At 33.2% G+C, this 21338-nt stretch carries 13 protein-coding genes; 1 reads left to right on the top strand and 12 read right to left on the bottom strand.

The genetic code is table 11. The annotated features are described in order from the left end of the window. Positions 1-59: 59 nt before the first annotated feature. The 6 genes from AAGV33_RS05585 to AAGV33_RS05560 all read right to left on the bottom strand — a co-directional run bounded on the left by AAGV33_RS05585 (position 60) and on the right by AAGV33_RS05560 (position 9285). Positions 60-1274, bottom strand: a complete 1215-nt coding sequence (locus tag AAGV33_RS05585; RefSeq protein WP_373390967.1) for an RsmB/NOP family class I SAM-dependent RNA methyltransferase — start codon at positions 1272-1274, stop codon at positions 60-62. A 75-nt stretch (positions 1275-1349) separates the two neighbouring features. Continuing rightward, positions 1350-2237: a dienelactone hydrolase family protein gene (locus tag AAGV33_RS05580; protein ID WP_373390966.1), complete on the bottom strand. Its 888-nt coding sequence runs from the start codon at positions 2235-2237 to the stop codon at positions 1350-1352. A gap of 110 nt (positions 2238-2347) precedes the next feature. Beyond that, positions 2348-3745, bottom strand: coding sequence for an alpha/beta hydrolase family protein (locus AAGV33_RS05575; RefSeq protein WP_373390965.1), 1398 nt, complete (start codon positions 3743-3745; stop codon positions 2348-2350). Between the two features lie 245 nt (positions 3746-3990). Further along, on the bottom strand, positions 3991-5211 hold the full coding sequence (lysA, locus tag AAGV33_RS05570; RefSeq protein WP_373390964.1) for a diaminopimelate decarboxylase: 1221 nt from the start codon (positions 5209-5211) through the stop codon (positions 3991-3993). Positions 5212-5378: 167 nt separating this feature from the next. Continuing rightward, on the bottom strand, positions 5379-8252 hold the full coding sequence (locus AAGV33_RS05565) for a type I restriction endonuclease subunit R (protein ID WP_373390963.1): 2874 nt from the start codon (positions 8250-8252) through the stop codon (positions 5379-5381). A 106-nt stretch (positions 8253-8358) separates the two neighbouring features. After that, on the bottom strand, positions 8359-9285 hold the full coding sequence (locus tag AAGV33_RS05560) for a tyrosine-type recombinase/integrase (RefSeq protein WP_373390962.1): 927 nt from the start codon (positions 9283-9285) through the stop codon (positions 8359-8361). Between the two features lie 77 nt (positions 9286-9362). Between AAGV33_RS05560 and AAGV33_RS05555 the strand changes: the two genes are divergently transcribed. Further along, on the top strand, positions 9363-10586 hold the full coding sequence (locus AAGV33_RS05555; RefSeq protein ID WP_373390961.1) for a restriction endonuclease subunit S: 1224 nt from the start codon (positions 9363-9365) through the stop codon (positions 10584-10586). Here the strand turns inward: AAGV33_RS05555 and AAGV33_RS05550 are convergent. The 6 genes from AAGV33_RS05550 to gltB all read right to left on the bottom strand — a co-directional run bounded on the left by AAGV33_RS05550 (position 10579) and on the right by gltB (position 21080). Further along, positions 10579-11736, bottom strand: a complete 1158-nt coding sequence (locus AAGV33_RS05550) for a restriction endonuclease subunit S (RefSeq protein ID WP_373390960.1) — start codon at positions 11734-11736, stop codon at positions 10579-10581. The two genes, AAGV33_RS05555 and AAGV33_RS05550, sit on opposite strands and share 8 nt — an antisense overlap. Positions 11737-11867: 131 nt before the next feature. After that, on the bottom strand, positions 11868-12368 hold the full coding sequence (locus AAGV33_RS05545) for a hypothetical protein (RefSeq protein WP_373390959.1): 501 nt from the start codon (positions 12366-12368) through the stop codon (positions 11868-11870). Further along, entirely contained in the window at positions 12365-13111 is a 747-nt protein-coding gene (locus tag AAGV33_RS05540; RefSeq protein ID WP_373390958.1) for a DUF3800 domain-containing protein, read from the bottom strand. Before AAGV33_RS05540 ends, AAGV33_RS05545 begins: the two co-directional genes overlap by 4 nt. Positions 13112-13351: 240 nt before the next feature. Beyond that, a complete protein-coding gene (locus AAGV33_RS05535) occupies positions 13352-14908 on the bottom strand; it encodes a type I restriction-modification system subunit M (protein ID WP_373390957.1) in 1557 nt (518 codons plus the stop codon). A 192-nt stretch (positions 14909-15100) separates the two neighbouring features. Further along, the gene (locus AAGV33_RS05530) at positions 15101-16561 is read right to left on the bottom strand and encodes a glutamate synthase subunit beta (protein ID WP_373390956.1); all 1461 of its coding nucleotides are present in this window, start codon (positions 16559-16561) and stop codon (positions 15101-15103) included. 4 nt (positions 16562-16565) lie between these two features. Further along, positions 16566-21080: a glutamate synthase large subunit gene (gene gltB, locus AAGV33_RS05525; RefSeq protein ID WP_373390955.1), complete on the bottom strand. Its 4515-nt coding sequence runs from the start codon at positions 21078-21080 to the stop codon at positions 16566-16568. Positions 21081-21338 lie beyond the last annotated feature (258 nt).

The following is a 21338-nucleotide window of genomic DNA, read 5'->3' as shown; positions in this document are numbered from 1 at the left end:
AATTGAAAATCGCTTTTTTTATGTCTGGAGTCTATATTCTGCTTTCTGCAGATTGAGAACTATGCTTTTCTTTCCAACAATGCCATATAAAATCCGTCAAACCCAGATTCTGAAGCTAGAATTTTATGGTCTTTTATAAAAGTGAATTGTTTTCCAATATCAGTAGTTAAGAAACGTTCTACTTGTTCTTGATTTTCCGAAGGAAGAATAGAACAGGTTGCATAAACTAGTTTTCCGCCTGGTTTTACAATTTTAGAATAGCTTTCTAAAACTTCCGATTGTACTTTTCGAATATTATCAATAAACTCCGGTTTTAGTTTCCACTTGGCATCTGGATTTCTTTTTAAAACTCCTAAACCACTACAAGGTGCATCAATCAATACGCGATCTGCTTTTTCATGCAGTTTTTTGATCACTTTTGTGGTGTCAATAATGCGGTATTCAATGTTGAAAGCACCATCACGTTTGGCTCTTAATTTTAATTGCTTCAATTTACTTTCGTATAAATCCATTGCAATTAATTGTCCTTTGTTTTCCATTAAGGCTGCCATGTGCAATGTTTTTCCACCAGCACCAGCACAAGTATCTACCACACGCATTCCGGGTTTTACATCAAGAAAAGCCGCAACTAATTGGGAGTTGGCATCCTGAACCTCAAAAAAACCTTGTTTGAAAGCATCGGTCATGAAAACATTTGCTCTTTCTTTTAAAACCAAAGCATCTGGTTGGTCTTTTAGATATTCGGTTTCGATATCTAAATCCATCAAAATAGCTCTTAAAGCTTCTTTAGTTGTTTTTAAAGTATTAGTTCTAAGGATTACTTTGGCAGGTTGGTTTTGAGCAGCAATTTCTTTAGCCCAAACTTTTTCGCCTAACTCTTTTACACCTAATTCGTCCATCCAGTCTGGAATAGACTCTTTAAGTGCTCTGTTTTTTGAAAGTTCATCAAAACGTCCTTTGATTTTTCTTTCAGGCGTTCCTTCCAGTTGGCGCCAATCTGGAATTGGGTATCCTCTTAAAACAGCCCAAACTGAAAACATTCTCCACAGGTTATCTCTGTCAAAAGGTTCTTTTACTTCGGCAATTTCTGAATATAATCTTTTCCAACGAACAATTTCGTATATGGTTTCAGCGACAAATTTCCTGTCGGAACTTCCCCAACGCTTGTCTTTTTTTAGTGCTCTTGCAACTACTTTATCTGCGTATTCTCCTTCGTTAAATATTGCATTTAGAGAATCGATAGTAGTGTATACTAAGTTTCTGTGTAATCTCATTTTAATTATTTGAACTGCAAAGGTACTATTAAATGATTTGAAAGTTAAATTAAAATTTCAAATTGTAATTTCGTTTTATTTTAAGTGTTCTTTGAAAAAATCAATTGTTCTTGTCCATGCTAAAGTGGCTGCTTTTTCATCATATCGCGGCGTGGTATTATTATGAAAGCCATGATTGACATTTGGATAAAAATAAGCGGTGTTTGAAACTTTATTTTGGTTTAAAATCACTTCAAAAGCAGGCCAGTCTTCATTTACTCTGGTGTCTAAACCAGCATATTGCAACAATAAAGGAGCTTTAATTTGAGCGGCTTCTTCGGAAGTGGGCTGTCCACCATAAAAAGGAACAGCAGCGTTTAATGTTGGAATTTTAACCGCCATCAAATTAGCAATCCATCCACCGAAGCAAAAACCAACTACACCAATGTGTCCATTGCAATCAGGATGATTTTTTAAATAATGATAAGCTGCTATAAAATCTTCGAGCATTTCGTATCGGTCTCTTTTTTTCTGCATTTCTCGGCCTTCATCATCATTTCCAGGATAACCGCCTAACGGAGTTAAAGCATCAGGAGCCAAACTGATAAAACCTTCCACGGCAGTACGGCGACCTACATCTTCAATGTATGGATTCAAACCGCGGTTTTCGTGTACCACAATTACTCCAGGTAAATTTTTATTGTTTTTGCTGGGTTTCGAAAGTAAAGCTTTGATTTTTCCTCCTCCTTTTGGAGAATCATAAGTAATATAATCGGAATCAATTCTCGGATCATCTGGTTTTATGAGTATCGTATTTACATAATCAGGAGTGATAAAACTCAACAAGGAAGGTAGTGTAAGTGTTCCAACAGCAAATACCGAAAGTTTTTCGATAAACTGTCTTCTTTCAATTTTGTTATGAGCGTAATCATCGTACAAGTCAAATATTTCCTGACTTATATCTTCTTTGGTTATTTTTTTCATGATGGGAATCAATTGGTTTTCAGGATAGTTTAAATATACTTATTTATTTGGTAATTTTTGGAACAAAAAAAAGCTCCCGAAAGAGGAGCTATGGTAGATTGAAATTACAGTTATTTTTTTGTTTTGTCCAATTTTGGAGGGTTAAGATAGTTTTTAAAAAAACTATAAAGTGTATTGAGATCCTTTGCTGTTTGGGGAATAGCGTGTCCTTTTCCATAATTGATAAGAGAAGTTGTTGGAACAGCTAACTGGTCTAATTTCTTTTTTAAATGAATAATTTGATCTTCATAATAAGCATCGTCGTCAGTATTGTAAAAAAATAGAGTAGGAGCTGTTGCTTTGGTTTCAACCAAATAAGAAGAACCCATTGATTCCCATAATTTTCTGTTTTCTTCCAATGAACCCCAAACCCAAGGACATCTCAATTCTAAATTTTTGTCACCATCATCTGTAGTGTTGTAAATAAGAGTGTAATCAAAAACACCTGGTCCAAGTGCGGCAGCTTGTACATCATCGGAAATTCCAATGTGAAATCCAGTGTTTTCTAAACTTTCTACTTTTTTATCTCCAATAGCCATAGAACCTGCAGTTGATCCTCTGGAAAAACCAAAAATCCCTATTTTGTCCGAAAGCCCCATTTGCTTACCTAAAACACGCAAGGTTCGAATGGCCGATTTTACTTTTTGAGCAGCATCTGGATTAGTTTGAAATGATTTGTAGGTATCGTTAGCTCCGTTTACGGGTTTCCCTTTTCCCCAAGGACAGTATTTTGGATGATCAGCAATTGCCCACGCCATGCCATTAGCTGGAGCTCCTTCGAGAAAAGAATCATTAAAACCAGCAAACGAATAAGCTAGATTGAGTCTTTGGTCTTTAAAAGCATCCGTTAGCATTCCTTTATCCTTATCATAATTAGCATAGCTATTGCTGTATGAAAAAGACAAGATGGTAGGTACTTTGACCTTAGCATTTGCAGGATAAATAATATCCATGTGCAAAGAATCACCAACAATGTATTGTTCTGGTGTATTGTAAACTTTTGGATCATCAATAAAATAGCTAACATCTCGTGCTATTCGGTAGCCTTCAAACAAAACATACGATTTGTATTGAGAACAGTTTTTTAAACCGCAAAAACTTCCTGCTGCAATGGAGTCATTAATTGCTATGATGTCTTCATTTATTTTAAGAGCCTTGGCATTGCGGTTTTTCGAATAATTCAGTTCGATAACCCGATAACCTTCAGCAAGCAACCAATTCACGTCTTTTTTAATGCTATTTCGACCAATTTTTTTAATGGCAAGATTTTTTAAATATACTACCGTTAAGTAATTTCCATTAAAATCTTTAATTGGATTTTTAGATTCGGTTGTTTTGTATTCAATAGTTCCACCCGTAACTTTGCTAGTCCATTTTCCACAAGCTGCCCATAAATTTAAAGTTGCCAGAAGACTGAAAAAGAGTATAGAAATATGTTTTCTTGAAGAAGAGATAGAGAGGTATTTCATTATTTTCTTGTTTCGAGCAATGATTTTTATAGTTACAAAAATAACTTTTTAAAGTTTGATTTGGATAGGAATAGAAAAATTGAAAATAAGATTATGGCATTTTTTTACATGAAATTTTTATTATAGAAATCTTTGAAAAAATAAGTACTCTAATTGATAATTGCAATTTACTGACAGAGATTTTGGAAAGTAGAAAATATAAAAAAAGGAACTTAATTAAAAGTCCCTTTTTTTATGATTTGTATTTATTGTTTTGCTACCGAAGCTGGTAGTGGAATTTGATTTTTTAATAAATCTTCGAAAGTTTCATGAGCTCTAATAAGATGTCCTTCGCCATTAATCCACAATACTTCAGCTGGTTTGTATCTCGAGTTATAGTTTGAAGACATAGAATAGCAATAGGCTCCAGCGTTTCTGAAACAAAGGATATCACCTTCGGCAATTTCCTGAATTCTACGGTTGCTTGCAAAAGTATCTGTTTCGCAAATATATCCAACTACGGAGTAAAAACGCTCTTTTCCTTTTGGATTCGAAATGTTTTCAATATAGTGTTGTGAACCATAGAACATAGGACGAATTAAATGGTTGAATCCAGAATCAATTCCTGCAAAAACAGTAGAAGTAGTTTGTTTTACTACATTTACTTTTGCTAAAAAGAAACCTGCTTCACTCACTAAAAACTTTCCTGGTTCGAAAATTAAAGTCAATTCTTTACCATATTCTTCACAGAAAGCATTGAATCTTTTTGATAATTTTTTACCTAATTCTTCAATATCGGTTTCGATATCGTCTTTTTTGTAAGGAACTTTAAATCCGCTACCAAAATCCAAGAATTCCAGATTTTTGAAATTTCTAGCTGCATCAAATAAGATTTCGGCAGCATACAAGAACACTTCGATATCTAAAATATCAGAACCAGTGTGCATGTGAATACCCACGATGTTCATTTTTGTATTTTCAACAATACGCACTAAATGTGGTAATTGGTGAACGGAGATACCAAATTTACTATCAATATGTCCTACTGAAATGTTTTCGTTTCCACCCGCCATAACGTGAGGATTGATACGAATACAAACAGGAACAGTTGGATGTTTTGTACCAAATTGCTCTAGAATAGAAAGATTATCGATATTAATTTGAACTCCTAAAGAATGTACTTCTTCAATTTCTTCAAGAGAAACACCGTTTGGAGTAAAAAATATTTGATCAGGAGAATATCCAGCGTGAAGTCCTAGTTGTACTTCTTGAATAGAAACCGCATCCAAACAAGATCCCAAATCTCTCAACAATTGAAGAATGGCAACGTTAGACAGCGCCTTCATAGCATAATTGATACGTAGTTTTTCTACTTTAGAAAAAGCTTTCGTTAATCTCTCATATTGTGATTTTATTTTCTCGGCATCGTATACATATAGTGGACTGCCAAATTGATCTGCTAATTGAAGTAAGTCTTTTGATTGCATTGCTATTATTTTTACACAAATTTATTATTCTTTATCGATACCACAATAGATAAATATAAAACTAACAAATTGTAACAAATTGTTTTAAAATAAACATACAACGTTGTAATTATTAATTTTAGAACAAAATATAGTCGAAATAATAATGCTTATTGATAGTAATTTGTTTATTTTCCAGTTACTCCATTGACAAAAGTATCTACAAAACTTATAATCTTACTCAAAATCCGGTCTCCTGTTTTTTTACGCTGTAAAATAGATGGTTTTTCGCCTTCAATTAATTCTAAAATTTCATCACGTAATGGTTCTCTTTCAGCAAAAAGATAGTTTTCCAATAATTTTTCCGTTTTTTCTTCCGAAAGTTTTTCTTCGTCTACTAAAGCTTTAAAAGCTTTTATTTGCTCTTCATTCCAAAATTTTTCAAACTCGTCTGGAATAGTGTCAGTATCTTCAATTACGGGTAAGTTTTCCTGAATAAATTTATCAATTAGTTCTCGTTTACTTCTTAATGAAACTTGGCTATTTAATAGATTAGCGACTTCCTTTTCGATATTTTCTTTGTCTTTTGAATTGTTTTTAGATTTTAATTTAATCAATAATTGAATAATGTAAGTTACATTGATTGTATCGCTTTGAATTAATTCCAATTCAAAATCAATATCATTAAGTATGGATGTTTTACCATTACCTAGATGTTTTATAGTCTCTTTTAAATCTTGATATTTACCACTATAACTATCAAAAAGTTGTTCGTCAATACCCAAATCATCCCAAGTAAACTCTGTATAATGACTCATTTTTTTATAGAAACGCATTAGATTTCTAAAGGCAATGATAAATTGCATTTTATCATCCTCGGTGTATAAGTCATCCACAGAACGAACTTCTGGCACTAGTTTTAGCATTTTTTCTGCCGTTTCATTAAATTTTGCTACATAGTGCTCATAAGGTTCTAAAATAATTTCATCTATTGCTTCTTTGTTACTGAATAGAGTTATTGCTTCATCGGTTCTATCTTTTAAATTACGAAAACAGACAATATTTCCTTGTGTTTTGTTTTTGTCTAAAATTCGATTGGTACGACTAAAAGCTTGTATCAAACCGTGGTATTGCAGATTTTTATCTACATATAATGTATTTAGGTTTTTACTATCATAACCAGTTAGAAACATATTGGCAACCAAAAGGATATCAGTTTCGTGTTTTGGATGTTTTGATTTTCTGGCAACAGCATTGTAATAATTGTAAAACCCTTCGTTATCTTTAATGTTTTCTGACATCCCAAACATTTCGTTGAAATCATGGACATACGTTTCTAATAATTCTCTACGATGGGGGATATAATTATTTCCATATTCTGTTTGAGGTTCTGCAGCCATATTCAACTGCTGAACAACTCGTTCTTCCATTGGATCTTCATTTTGTGCATAACTAAAAATTGTAGCTATTTTTAGATTATGTTCTCCATTAAGTTTCTTTCGTTTAAAAATTTCGTAGTATTCAATCACTGCATCAATGTCTTGTACACACATCATTGCACAAAATTTTCCGCTTTGTGTCTTTTGGTCGTGATGCTGCACGATATAATCAACAATTGCATTTTTGCGTTGGGGTGCTTCAAATACTTCGGTTTCATTGATTTGTTCAATTTTTAAATCTATAATATGCTCTTTTTGTTTGAAAGTTTTGATATACTCTACTGAGAAACGTAATACATTTTCATCCCGTATAGCATCGGTAATGACATATTTGTGTAAACATTTTCCAAATAAACTGGTGGTAGTTTTTTCTCCATTGGCATTTTCTGCTAAAATTGGCGTACCCGTAAATCCAAAAAGTTGGATATTGGTAAAATGACTGACTATGTTTTGGTGTGTGTCTCCAAACTGTGAACGATGGCATTCATCAAAAATAAAAACCATTCGTTGGTGCAGAATATTCTTCATTTTGTAAAGATTTCTACCCGAAATGGCATTGTTTAATTTTTGAATCGTGGTTACAATAACTTTATTATTTGGTTCATTAAATTTACGAATCAGGTCATCTGTATTTGTTGCTGAACTGACACAACCTTTACTGAATTTATCATATTCTTTATTGGTTTGATAGTCCAAATCTTTTCTATCCACCACAAATACTACTTTTTCAATCGCTGGAATAGTCGATAAAATCTGGCTGGCTTTAAAGCTGGTTAATGTTTTGCCAGAACCTGTTGTATGCCAGATATAACCGTTCTTTCCAATGTCATAACCGTTTAAAATGGTGTTTTCAGATACTTTTTTAATGATGTTTTCGACCGCAAAATATTGGTACGGACGTAATACCATCAATATTTTATCGGTTTCATTCAGTACAATATACTTGCAAATCATCTTGCTGATGTGGCAAGGTTCCAGAAAAGTATCGGCAAATTCGGTTAAGATATTATTGAGCGGTTTGTTGTTTTCGTCTGTCCAATGAAAAGTTTGCAGGTATTCCTGCTTATGTGAGCCAAAATTGCTAAAATATTTGGTATTTACCCCGTTGCTGATAATGAATAACTGCACAAAATGAAATAACCCTTGTCCCGCACCATAACTGTGTTTTTGATAGCGATTGATCTGATTAAAAGCTTCTCTCATAGCCAGATTAGTACGCTTTAGTTCTATTTGTACTAATGGTAAGCCGTTGATAAGCAAGGTTACATCATAACGATTTTCGTATTTTCCTTGTTGTGTAATTTGGTTGGTAACCTGAAATTGATTTTGACACCAATGTTCACTTTGAATAAACTCAAAATAAAGATTATCGCCATTATCTCTTATAATATGCTGTTTCTGACGCAAGATTTTGGCTTTTTCAAACACCGAACCTTTGTTGAGAATGTTGAGTACTTTTTCAAATTCGGAATCGCTGAATTGAATGCGGTTGTGTTTTTCCAATTGCGTTTTCAGGTTGGCCAATAACGATTTTTCATCGGCAATGGTCACATATTGATAGCCTAATTTTTGTAATTGGGTAATAAGTTGCTCTTCTAAAACCTGTTCGGATTGTTTGGACAAAATAGTTGTGAATTATGAGTTATGTCAATGGTTGCTTGAATACTTTAATCGTTACAAACTTACAAAAACGAAACTAACAAATCACTTATAATTCACAACTTATAATTTACTTCAATGCTCTAAACATTTGGTCAATCGCTTTTTTCTTTTGTTCCATATTTGGATGCACATACAAGTTTAGAGTGGTACTAATGTTAGAATGTCCAAGTAAAACGCTGACAGTTTTGTAATCGCATTTGCTTTCAATACATCTGGTGGCAAAACTATGGCGAAGACCATGAAATTTGAGTTCTGGCATATTTAGTTCTCGCATTAGGTTTTTGTAATAACTTCTGTAGGTTCTTGGTTCGGTGGGTTTTTCGTCATTGGTTAATACAAAAAAGGAATTGTTTACAATTTTTTTGATGGGTTTTAGCATTCTTAATAAATCCTTACTCATTGGAATCTCCCGAATGGAATTTTTAGTTTTAGGTGTATCCAAAATAACTTCTGTTTTGCGAATGTTGTCTTCAATAACATAAATGCGTTGTATGGTTCTTTTTACGCTGATGATTCCTCTGTCGGTATCGATGTCTTCCCACGTGAGAGCACAAACTTCGCCAATGCGTATTCCGGCACTCAGGCAAATGAAAATTCCTAAATTCCTAAAAGTAAAATGCTCCTGAATGTAGTTCATTACCTTTTTTTGATTGGTTCGGCTCAATACTTCTACATCGTGTTTTTCTCGTTCTGTTGGGAATTGAATGTCGAAAGCTTGATATTCCAACCACTTATTTTTAGCTCCAAATTTGAGTACCATTTTCAATACAATCAAAATATCTTTGATGGTTTTGTGGCTTAATCTCTGCTCTATTTTTTGAAATACAAATTGCTGTACTTCTGCTTCTTCAACAGTGTATTGATTCCCAAAAACAGGCAATAAATGATTCTCAATTAAAAGCATATAAGCCGAAAAGCTCGATTTTTTGACATACTGCTTTTTGTCTGTTTTCCATAGGGCAATAACTTCTGAAATTTTCTTTTGTTTGTTCATAATTTGATTTTAAGATTTTTAATCTCAAAAGATAGGAATATAGGATTTGAAATCTTTAAGTTCTTAAGGTTCCTAATTTGAGATTTCCTGAGTTTAAGGGAGAATGGGAAGTGAAGAAATTGGGAGAAGTTGCGGAGTTTAAAGTAACCAATTCCTTTTCGAGAGATAATTTAAATTATGAAAATGGAACTGTAAAAAATATCCATTATGGAGATATTCATACCAAGTTTCAAACTTTGTTTGATATTACAAAGGAAACAGTACCATACATTAATGAAGAAATTTCAATAAATAGAATTTCCGAAGATTCTTATTGTAAGGAAGGAGATATTGTTTTTGCAGATGCTTCAGAAGATTTAAATGATGTTGGAAAAAGTATTGAAATTTTAAACTTAAATAATGAAAAATTACTTTCTGGTTTACATACACTCTTAGCTAGACCAAGAGCAAATTATTTTCAAATAGGATTTAATGGATATTTATTTAAATCGAATACTGTTAGATTACAAATACAAAAAGAATCACAAGGATCAAAAGTTTTGAGTATTAATGTTGGTAGAATTTCTAACGTAAAACTTTCTTTTCCTTCATTTTCTGAACAACAAAAGATTACTTCACTTCTTTCTTTAGTAGATGACAGAATTCAAACTCAAAGCAAAATAATTGAGAATCTGAAAACCTTAATTAACGCAACAAGCGAAAAATTATTTACACGAAAATTAAGGTTTAAAGATGATATTGGAAATGATTTTCCTGATTGGAAAAACAAATTAGGAAGTGAAGTGTTTGACAGTATTACAAACAAAAAACATAATTCAGATTTACCAATTTTAGCAATTACTCAAGAACATGGAGCTATTCCAAGAGATTTAATCGATTATCAAATTTCAGTTACAAATAAAAGTATTAAAAGCTACAAAGTAGTTGAAATAGATGACTTCATAATCAGTCTTAGAAGTTTTCAAGGAGGTATTGAATATTCAAATTATAAAGGTATTTGTAGTCCAGCTTATATTATACTGAGAAATAAAATTGAAATAGATAATCGATTCTATAAATATTATTTAAAAACTGATTCATATATTAAATTACTCAATAAAAAGCTTGAAGGAATTAGAGATGGAAAAATGATTAGCTACGCATACTTTTCTGAAATCAACTTATCTTTTCCTTTTATCGAAGAACAAACCAAAATCGCTAGATTCCTTTCATCGATTGACGATAAAATTAAAATTGAAAGAAAAATATTGGAACAATTAGAAACTCAAAAAAAATATTTATTATCAAATCTATTTATATAAAAAGGTTCTGCAACAAGTAGTTTTTTTGATTTTCATATTGAATTAGTAGTTGTTTTTCTATTTCAATTTTATCATCAATTTGAGATAAAAAAACAGCAATTTTGGTTTGTTCCTCAATTGAAGGTATTCCAAAATTTTCATTTTTATAATCCTTGAAGTATATATGTGGAATTGTACTACCTGTTACAAATTTTGTAAAATCAATATTGCTTAACAGATAAAATAAAAAATACGTATTGGTATTAGCTAGGGGTTTAATAATATCCATAGTTCCTAAAACAGAAGATTTTCCTTTGCAGTAAAAAAGTCTACCAACACCAGATCCATCTTTTACAATACTTATGTAATCGCTTTTTTCTTCATAGAAATCAACTTTCTTTAAAACTCCTGAAGCACCATAGATAATATATTCTCCGAAATTGTCTTCTATTTTGTTTGCTGATATACTAGAAGATTTCTTTTCACAAATTTCTCCTAGACTCTTATTCTCCCAATTAGGAAAATCTAGTTCTTTATTTGTTTTAAATCTCAAATTTTGCTTAAATATCTTATCTCTGAGATTTTGAATTAGGGATTCTAATCGTAGAATTATTTTGCTTTGAGTTGAAATTCTTTCGTCAATTAAAGACAAGAAAGAGGCTATTTTTTGTTGTTCCAATAATGATGGAATGGAGAAAAGTCCATTCTCAACAACATTCCAATCTGCTCTTGGCATCTTTGAACCACTCGATTGATTTGCTAAATCGATAAATGAATTAGTTTGAATTATTCTATACAAAAAATCATTTGAAATATTTGTTCCTTTTAATACCCATATTTCAGATGAGCACACACCATCAAAAGGTGCTTGGAGATGTTTTTTCAAATAAGGTCTCAATTTACCAAACAATACATCTCCTTCATTAAATACATTTTTTATACTGCCTGATTTACTTCCGTCAATATAACCAAGTAATTCTCCTGTTTGACTTGCCAAATGCTCTAATTCTATACACCTAATAGAACTTGTTGCATTTATTGGATTGTATTTGACTGATTTATTAGTTGCCACTTCTCCCAATTTCTTCACTTCCCATTCTCCCTTAAACTCAGGAAATCTCAAATTAGGAACATTGCTCATACTTTTGTTTTCTTTTTTTATCTCGGTCATAAAATCATCTTGTTTTTTTACATTAAGGATTCAACCTATTTGCTTTTTCATTTTTAATACTTACCTTTGCATCAGCTCAGTAACCATATTTTTAAGTTGTAAGTGTTAAAGGAGTATTAGAAGCCGTTTAGTTACACTAAGCGGTTTTGGTTTTTATAGTCTTCATATTCTTTCAGCAACTTTCTTTTGCGATGTTCGGTTTCTATGTAATAAGCCGTTATAAATAGATAATATTCTTTTCTTTCTGTTAGTATTACTATGTAATTTTCATTCTTGTTGAACAAAAGAATTCTTTCGTCTTTTTGTCTTTTGTTTTTCCAGATTAAAATTTCCTTGTGTGCATAATTTTCTATAACAAATCGAGGGAAACGTATGCGTTCCAATCTTCTAAAATCGGGTTGTCTGTTGTTTTCATCTTCTCCCTCGTGGGTAATATGATAAAAAGTGCGGTGCATTCCTTCTACTTCTGGATATTTCCTCACAGATACTTTATTGCCTTCATAAATAGGCTGTGCTTTTATAAAATCATTCTCAAAAACACTGTATATAGCTTCAAAATAAGACTGGAAATTTCCGCCATATTCATTTATGGATAGTAATTCAGGAAAAACTAAAGTATCTTTTGAACTCATAAAAAATTCGGCATTTGAGGTTCCCAAATAAAAACATTAAACTTACGTTCTTTAAGTAAAGTAGATTTAGTCAATGAATATTTTGAACGCTGTTTGACTAGATTAACCAACTCATTTTTGGCTTTGCTTTCTAATAATCCTCTATTAACATAAGCAGTTACGCCAACCAACAAATCTGCGAGTTGTAGAATTTCTACTTCGTGAGACCTTACTTGTTGTACTTTTTTTATAATTTCTTTGGAATAATCATATTTGTCATTCCTTAAAACCTGTTCGAGTTTGTGTACTTTTTCCTTACTTCTAGTGTCTTTAATGTCTATATAAATGTGATGGGAATTGTCTGGATTTAAGATGGCTTTCAGCATTCCAAAATACATTTTATAATAAAAAGTATCGTGCGTGTGGTTGAATTTTTTATAATCAACAGAAGACTTATTGGCAACTACTAATACCCGAAATTGCAAATCGTCATCATCAAAAAAATAGTTGATAACATCTTTATAGTACTCGATTTTCGATTTAGAAACTTTGTTCCATTTCAATTCATAATAGGTACGATTGTCTTTTTCGTTTTTCTTGTTCTTAGGGATAAGATTGTGCTTGATTTTAAAGCTATATAGTCTTTCAAAAATCTCTTGTTTTTTTTCAATGGGACAATAAACAGCTCCTAAAACCATTACTGATTCTTTGTCATTTAGGAGATGACAACTTTCATCACAATATATATTTATAGTTGGCTTCATTATTTTATGCTTTTAGAAACAGTTATTAAGTAATTCTTAATAACTGAATTCGACTTTAATTAGCTTTTTTTAGTGTGTTACATTGTATATGCTGAAATTTGATACCTAGTGTCAAAAAGTTAAGCAAGTTGTTTTTGATTCATCCAAACAGAGCCGTCTTTTGCATAAAGTGAAACAGTAAATTTGCCATCTTGGGTATTGTATATAATGATGTTTCGATCTTCCATAAACTTCTAACTATTAAAATACCAATCCTAATTCCTTGAAATACATCTCAATCTGAACATCCAAATCAGCTCGTTTAGCTTCCAATTCTTTTATGCTACTCATTACCGCTTGAATGTCAATCTCTTCCTGTTCTTCAAAAGTATCGACATAGCGAGGAATATTTAAGTTATAATCGTTATTAGCAATTTCTTCTAATGTGGCTTTATGGCTGTATTTTTCAATGACAGTTCTATCGCGATAGGTTGCTACAATTTTATCAATATGCTCATCGCGTAGCATATTCTGGTTTTTAACCTTTTCGAAACCTTTGCTTGCATCAATAAATAAAATGTCTTCTGGTGTTTCTCTACATTTTTTGAATATCAAAATACAAGTAGGAATTCCTGTACCGTAAAAGATATTAGCTGGTAAGCCAATCACAGCATCTAAATAGTTTTTTTGTTCAATCAAGTATTTTCGAATGTGCAATTCAGCTCCTCCACGAAACAAAACGCCGTGAGGTAAAACGATTGCCATAATACCGTTTTCTGCCAAATGATAAATCATGTGTTGTACAAAAGCAAAATCGGCTTTGCTACCTGGAGCTAATTTTCCATATTGACTAAAACGATCATCGGATGTAAATAGGGGATTAGCACTCCATTGTGCGGAAAATGGAGGATTTGCCACGATGGCTTCAAATTCTAAACCTTTGTGTTGCGGATGTTCTAAGGTGTCTTCTTGCTTGATGTCGAATTTTAGAAAATGGACACCGTGCAAGATCATATTCATTCGGGCAAGATTATAAGTAGTACGGTTCATTTCTTGTCCGTAAAAATTACTTACGTCTTCTACTTCTTTTGCTACACGAAGCAACAAAGAACCGGAGCCACATGTAGGATCATAGACTGATTTTAACCTGTTTTTTCCAGAGGTTACAATTTTGGCTAATATTTTACTAACTTCTTGAGGAGTATAAAATTCGCCTGCTTTTTTTCCTGCTCCGCTGGCAAATTGTCCAATCAAATATTCGTAAGCATCGCCTAAAACATCTAATTCAGTATGCTGTAATTTGAAGTCAATTTCATCCAGATGCATTAATACTTTTGCAATAATAGCATTTCTTGCTTCTGCTGTTTTTCCTAATTTTGTACTATTAAGATCCATGTCTTCAAAGAGATTATCAAAATCTTCTTCGCTTTGTGTACCCATTGTACTCAATTGGATGTTGGTCAGGATTTTTTGTAAATCTTCAAGGATAAAGGCATTGCTGTCGCTATTCCCACGTTTAGCAATTTCACTGAATAATTCTGAAGGTTTCAAGAAATAACCCAATTTTTCAAGAGAGGCTTCTTTTATAGCTTCAATATATTGCTTTCCGTTTTCAGTGTTTTCTTGTATGTCTCTAAAATATATTTTGTCTTGCTCTAAAATATTATTGGCATAAATTTCCATTTTTTCAGCCAAATATTTATAAAAAATGAATCCTAAAATATAATCACGAAACTCATCTGCATTCATTTTTCCTCTCAAGGCATTGGCAATATTCCAGAGCTGTTGTTCGAGTTGTTTCTTTTGGTCTTCTGACATTTTAAATAATTTGTTGCTTAATTGAGGATTTATAATCTTTAATGAGTGACTAAAAGTAATCTTTTTCGGTTGAATATTCTATCTTGTATTAAGATAATTTTGAAGGTTTATTGTAGATTAAGTCAGTTTTAGAAAACAAAAAAGGCTATCTGAAATTGTTTTCGGATAGCCTTTTTTAGTATTTATTGATTACTACAATGGAGGTAAATCACCACCTTCTTTGGTAGGTAAATTAGTTGATCCCATTAAGTATAAATCTACTTGTCTAGCAGCTTCTCTACCTTCGGAAATAGCCCAAACAATCAAAGATTGTCCACGACGCATATCACCAGCTGTAAAGATATTTGGAATATTAGTTTGGTATTTACCATATTCCGCTTTGTAGTTGCTTCTAAAATCCAATTCTAAACCTAATTGACTGCTTAATGTTTTTTCAGGACCTGTAAAACCTAAAGCTAATAAAGCTAAGTCACATGGCCAAGTTTTCTCAGAACCAGCAATTTCGATTAATTCAGGACGTTGTCCAGGAACCATTTTCCATTCTACGTTTACTGTTTTAAGAGCGATTAATTTACCATTAGCGTCTTTGATGAACTCTTTAGTATTAATTAACCAGTTTCTTTCAACCCCTTCTTTGTGAGAAGAAGAAGTTTTCAATTGTAGTGGCCAATAAGGCCAAGGAGTAGATTCGCTTCTTCCTACTGGAGGTTTTGGCATAATCTCAAAGTTAGTCACTGATTTTGCACCTTGACGGTTTGATGTTCCTACACAGTCAGATCCTGTATCTCCACCACCAATTACGATTACATCTTTTCCAGTTGCTAAAACCTGGTTTTCTATTTTTTGACCAAAAACTACTTTAGTTTGTTGCGTTAAGAAATCCATTGCCTGAACTACACCATCAGCATCAGCACCTGGAGTAGGTAAACCTCTTCTTTCTGTAGCACCGCCACAAAGTACGATAGAATCAAAAGCTTTTAAGTCATTAATATCGTAGTTAACACCAACATTAGTGTTTACTTTGAAAGTAATTCCTTCTGCTTCTAAGATAGCCACACGACGGTCGATAACTCCTTTTTCCATTTTGAAATTAGGAATTCCGTAACGTAACAATCCTCCAACAGCGTCATCTCTTTCGAAAACAGTAACTAAGTGTCCCGCTCTGTTCAATTGTTGTGCAGCTGCTAAACCAGCAGGTCCAGAACCTACAACAGCAACAGTTTTTCCTGTTCTTGTTTTTGGAGGTTGAGGTTTAATCCATCCTTCTGCAAAGGCACGCTCCACAATATTTTTTTCTATATTCTCAATAGATATTGGCTCTTCAATGATTCCCAATACACATGCTTTCTCACATGGTGCAGGACATAAACGTCCTGTAAATTCAGGGAAGTTATTTGTTGAATGTAGGATCCAAGAGGCTTTTTGCCATTCACCTTGGTGTACCATGTGGTTGAAATCAGGGATTAAATTCCCTAATGGACATCCACTGTGGCAAAATGGAATTCCACAATCCATACAACGTGATCCTTGTTTTGTAATTTCAGCTTCACTCAAAGGAACTGTAAATTCTTTATAATGTCCTACACGCTCTTGTACTGCTGTGTATGATTCATCTTTTCTTTCGAATTCTTTAAAACCTGTTACTTTTCCCATTGTATTATGCTGTTAATTCTTCTACCATTTGTACCTCAGTTTCCAAACGCTTTAATGCTTTTTTGTATTCTGTAGGCATTACTTTTACAAAATTTTCTAAGCTTGTATTCCAATCATTTAATAATTCGATACCTTTTGTACTACTAGTGTAGTCTACGTGTCTTTCTATTAAATGTCTTAATTCGTCGGCTTCGTTTCCTTCAACTGTTTCAAACTCGATAGTTTCAGTATTACATAAACCATTTTTGAATTTGTTTTCAGGATCATAGATATAGGCGATACCACCACTCATACCTGCTGCAAAGTTTCTTCCAGTTTTACCTAGAACAACTACTTTACCACCAGTCATGTATTCGCAACCGTGATCTCCCACACCTTCAACTACAGCTGTAGCTCCAGAGTTACGAACTGCAAAACGCTCTCCTGCAATACCGTTGATGAAAGCTTCCCCTTCAATAGCTCCAAATAAACAAACGTTACCTACGATAATATTCTCTGAGGCAACAAAAGTAGCTTTTGCTGGTTTTTTGATGATTAATTTAGCTCCGGATAAACCTTTTCCTAAATAATCATTTGTGTTTCCTTCAACAGTAAAAGTTAATCCGTGTGCACTAAATGCTCCTAAACTCTGACCTGCAGAACCTGTGAAATTAATGTTTAAAGTATCTTCTGGTAGGCCTAAGTGACCATATATTTTAGAAATCTCGTTACTAACAATAGCTCCCACTGAACGGTCGGTATTTTTAATAGGATATTCCAAAGTCATTTTTTCTTTTCTGTACAAAGCACGGTGAGAATCTTTCAAGATTTGGAAATCCATTACGTTGTCTAATCCGTGATCTTGTTTCTCTGTGTTACGAACGGTTTTGTATTTATAAGCATCTGGTCTGTGTAAGATAGATGATAAATCTAAACCTCTCGCTTTGTAATGCGTAATTGCTTTATTCGAATTGATTTTATGCGTTTGGCCAATCATTTCTTCTAAAGTTCTGAAACCAAGTGACGCCATGATACCTCTTAACTCTTCTGCAACATAGTAGAAGAAGTTAATTACGTGCTCAGGAGTTCCTTTGAAGTTTTTACGCAATTCTTTATCTTGAGTAGCAATACCTACCGGGCAAGTATTCAAGTGGCATTTACGCATCATGATACATCCAGAAGCAACAAGAGGAGCAGTAGCAAAACCAAATTCTTCAGCACCTAATAAAGCAGCTATAGCTACGTCACGACCTGTTTTTAACTGTCCGTCACATTCTACAACAATACGGCTTCTTAGGTTGTTTAATACTAAAGTTTGTTGTGCTTCAGCCAATCCAAGTTCCCAAGGAAGACCAGCGTGTTTTAATGACGTTAATGGAGAAGCTCCAGTACCACCATCATAACCAGCAATTAATACAACGTCAGCTTTTGCTTTAGCAACACCCGCAGCAATTGTTCCAACCCCAACTTCAGAAACTAATTTCACGTTAATACGTGCTTCTCTGTTAGCGTTTTTTAAGTCGAAGATTAATTGAGCTAAATCCTCAATTGAGTAAATATCGTGGTGTGGTGGTGGCGAAATCAATCCTACGAAAGGAGTTGAGTTACGAGCCGATGCAATCCAAGGCAATACTTTTTCACCTGGTAATTGTCCACCTTCTCCTGGTTTTGCACCTTGAGCCATTTTAATTTGAATCTCTTTTGCACTAGATAAATAGTGAGAAGTTACTCCAAAACGTCCAGAAGCTACTTGTTTGATAGCCGAGTTACGACTGTCACCGTTTACATCTGGTTGGAAACGAGTTCTGTCTTCTCCACCTTCACCTGAATTGGATTTTCCTCCAATACGGTTCATTGCGATAGCCAAGTTCTCGTGCGCTTCTCTAGAAATAGATCCGTAAGACATTGCACCCGTTTTGAAACGTTTTACAATATCAGTCCATGGTTCTACTTCGTCTAATGGAATTGGATCTAAGTTATCAAATTCGAATAAACCACGGATGGTCATTAAATTTTTAGCCTGATCGTTTACCGTTTTAGCATAAACATCATAACTGTCCTGATCGCTTAAACGTACTGCTTGTTGCAACTTAGCAATAGTAGTAGGGTTGAACATGTGTCTTTCCCCGTTACGTCTCCATCTGTATTCTCCACCAATATTTAAACCTAATCTGTTAGGAATTAATACATCTGGGTAAGCATATTGGTATCTTTCGCTAATTTCTTTTTCAATTTCATACAATCCAATACCTTCAATTCTTGAAGCAGTGTAAGGGAAGTATTTTTGAACAAATTTAGAGCTGAAACCAACAATTTCGAAAATTTGAGAACCTCTGTATGAATGTAAAGTAGAGATTCCAATTTTGTTCATGATTTTTAAAATTCCTGAACCAATTGCTTTGTTAAAGTTGTCAACTGCTTTTTGTTCGCTAATTCCAGTGATGAATCCTTCTTGTACTTGTACACGAATGATTTCGTTAACCATATAAGGGTTAATAGCACTTGCACCGTAACCAAATAATGTTGCAAAATGGTGCGGTTCACGTGGTTCAGCAGATTCGATAATAATATCAAAGTAAGAACGCTTACGTAAACGGTTCATTTGGTGGTGAACATAAGAACAAGCTAATAATGCAGGAATAGGAGCAAACTCTTTATTTACACCTCTATCAGATAAGATAATGATGTTAGTTCCTCTATCAACTGCTTTGCTGATTTGAGTGATAATGTCTTCTAAAGCATTTTCTAAACCATTTAAACCTTTATCTTTTGTATATAAAATTTCAATAGTTTCTGCTTTGAAATTATCGATATCAATATTTCTGATTTTTTCTAAGTCATCGTTAGAAATAACAGGATTTTGAATTCTTAATTTTCTACATTGTTTGCTAGAAATATCAAAGATGTTTCTGTCTTGACCTAAAGCTAAACTAATGTCAGTTACAATTTCTTCACGGATACCATCCAAAGGTGGATTAGTTACCTGAGCAAATAATTGTTTGAAATAGTTAGGAATCAATTGTGGTCTGTCAGATAAAACAGCAAGCGGAGTATCGATACCCATAGAACCCAAAGCTTCTTTTCCAGCTTGAGCCATTGGCGTAATCATATCCTGAATATCCTCTAATGTATAGTTGAATAAACGCTCTCTTGTTTTTAAATCGATAGTTTCAATTGGGCAAACTTTAGTTGTAGTAGGAACGTCTTTCAGGTTCAAACGGTATTGTTTCAACCATTCTTGGTATGGTCTTTCAGAAACAATTTTACTTTTGATTTCCTCATCATTGATGATACGTCCTTTGTTCATGTCAACTAAGAACATTTTTCCTGGCTCTAATCTACCGTGGCTTTCTACATCTTCTGGATCAACAGTTACAACACCAATTTCTGATGCCATAATCAATTTACCACTTTTAGTCACAGTATAACGAGAAGGTCTTAAACCGTTACGGTCTAATAATGCTCCTACATAATCTCCGTCAGAGAAAGGTACAGAAGCAGGTCCGTCCCATGGTTCCATGATACAAGCATTGTATTCGTAGAATGCTTTTCTTTCGTCAGACATGGTTTTGTGTTTTTCCCATGCTTCAGGAATCATCATCATCATTACTTCAGGTAATGATCTTCCAGTATGTGTTAGTAATTCAACTACCATATCCATAGAAGCTGAATCTGATTTTCCAGGTAAAATAATAGGGAATAAACGTTCTATCTGTGGTCCGAAGACATCACTTTTCATGATTTCTTCACGTACACGCATTCTACTTACGTTACCTCTTAAAGTATTAATCTCACCATTTTGACACATGTATCTAAATGGTTGCGCTAATTCCCAGGTTGGCATTGTATTCGTAGAGAAACGTTGGTGTACAAGCGCTAAACGAGTAACTAAATCCGTTTGTTGCAAGTCAGTATAATATGGCCCAATATCCTCAGGCATAATGATACCTTTATATATTAAGGTAGTAGTTGATAAACTTGGTAAATAAAAGTATGAACTTTGCGATATTTTAGAATTTGCAATAGCGTGTTCTGTAATTTTACGAGCAGCGTATAATTTAGCTTTAAAAGTAGCTTCATCAATAGCTTCACTTTTACCAACAAAGATTTGCTCAATAGTAGGTTCAGAAGCAGAAGCAATTTCACCTAATTGAGTTGAATCAACAGGAACTTCTCTCCATCCTAAAACAGTAAGTCCTTGTGCTTTAATTTCTTTTTCAAAGATATCTTTACAAAAAACGTATTGGTTTTTGATTTTTGGTAAAAATACCATTCCAACAGCATACTCACGAGCAGCAGGTAATTTGAAATCACAAACTCTGTTGAAATATTCGTGAGGAATGTCAATCAAAAGTCCAGCTCCATCTCCCGTTTTTCCGTCAGCACTTACACCACCACGGTGTTCTAATTTTACTAGAATTTCTAATGCGTCGTGTATAATTTGATTTGTCTTCTCACCTTTAAGGTTGCAGATAAAACCAGCTCCACAGTTTTCATGCTCGAATTCTGGCAAATAAAGGCCTTGTTCTTTAACTTTCATGCTTGATAATTTTTTTTACAAAAATAGATATTTCATTAAATATAATCCATCGATTGAGACTATTATAAGCTACTTTTACAGGAATAATAGAAAAAAGTATAATAAATAATAATAATTGCATTATTTGTGCTGTGTATTAACAAATTGTTAATGTAACTTCGTTTTTGAGGTGTTATTTTGACAATTATTTCTTATTTTTTTAAATTCATTATTGTTATATTCAAGATAAAAACGTCAGATCGTTCTATTTTTTGCTGC

This window comes from Flavobacterium magnesitis (genome assembly GCF_041729735.1).
Lineage (GTDB): Bacteria > Bacteroidota > Bacteroidia > Flavobacteriales > Flavobacteriaceae > Flavobacterium > Flavobacterium magnesitis.
The sequence above is the reverse complement of the archived record's forward strand: the minus strand, read 5'-3'. Positions and strand labels throughout refer to the sequence as shown.

Coding starts and splice junctions, on each gene's coding strand:
- gltB (WP_373390955.1), bottom strand. CDS start 21,080: ATGAAAGTTAAAGAACAAGGCCTTTATTTGCCAGAATTCGAGCATGAA.
- AAGV33_RS05545 (WP_373390959.1), bottom strand. CDS start 12,368: ATGAGTTCAAAAGATACTTTAGTTTTTCCTGAATTACTATCCATAAAT.
- AAGV33_RS05585 (WP_373390967.1), bottom strand. CDS start 1,274: ATGAGATTACACAGAAACTTAGTATACACTACTATCGATTCTCTAAAT.
- AAGV33_RS05560 (WP_373390962.1), bottom strand. CDS start 9,285: ATGAACAAACAAAAGAAAATTTCAGAAGTTATTGCCCTATGGAAAACA.
- AAGV33_RS05550 (WP_373390960.1), bottom strand. CDS start 11,736: ATGACCGAGATAAAAAAAGAAAACAAAAGTATGAGCAATGTTCCTAAT.
- AAGV33_RS05580 (WP_373390966.1), bottom strand. CDS start 2,237: ATGAAAAAAATAACCAAAGAAGATATAAGTCAGGAAATATTTGACTTG.
- AAGV33_RS05530 (WP_373390956.1), bottom strand. CDS start 16,561: ATGGGAAAAGTAACAGGTTTTAAAGAATTCGAAAGAAAAGATGAATCA.
- lysA (WP_373390964.1), bottom strand. CDS start 5,211: ATGCAATCAAAAGACTTACTTCAATTAGCAGATCAATTTGGCAGTCCA.
- AAGV33_RS05540 (WP_373390958.1), bottom strand. CDS start 13,111: ATGAAGCCAACTATAAATATATATTGTGATGAAAGTTGTCATCTCCTA.
- AAGV33_RS05535 (WP_373390957.1), bottom strand. CDS start 14,908: ATGTCAGAAGACCAAAAGAAACAACTCGAACAACAGCTCTGGAATATT.
- AAGV33_RS05575 (WP_373390965.1), bottom strand. CDS start 3,745: ATGAAATACCTCTCTATCTCTTCTTCAAGAAAACATATTTCTATACTC.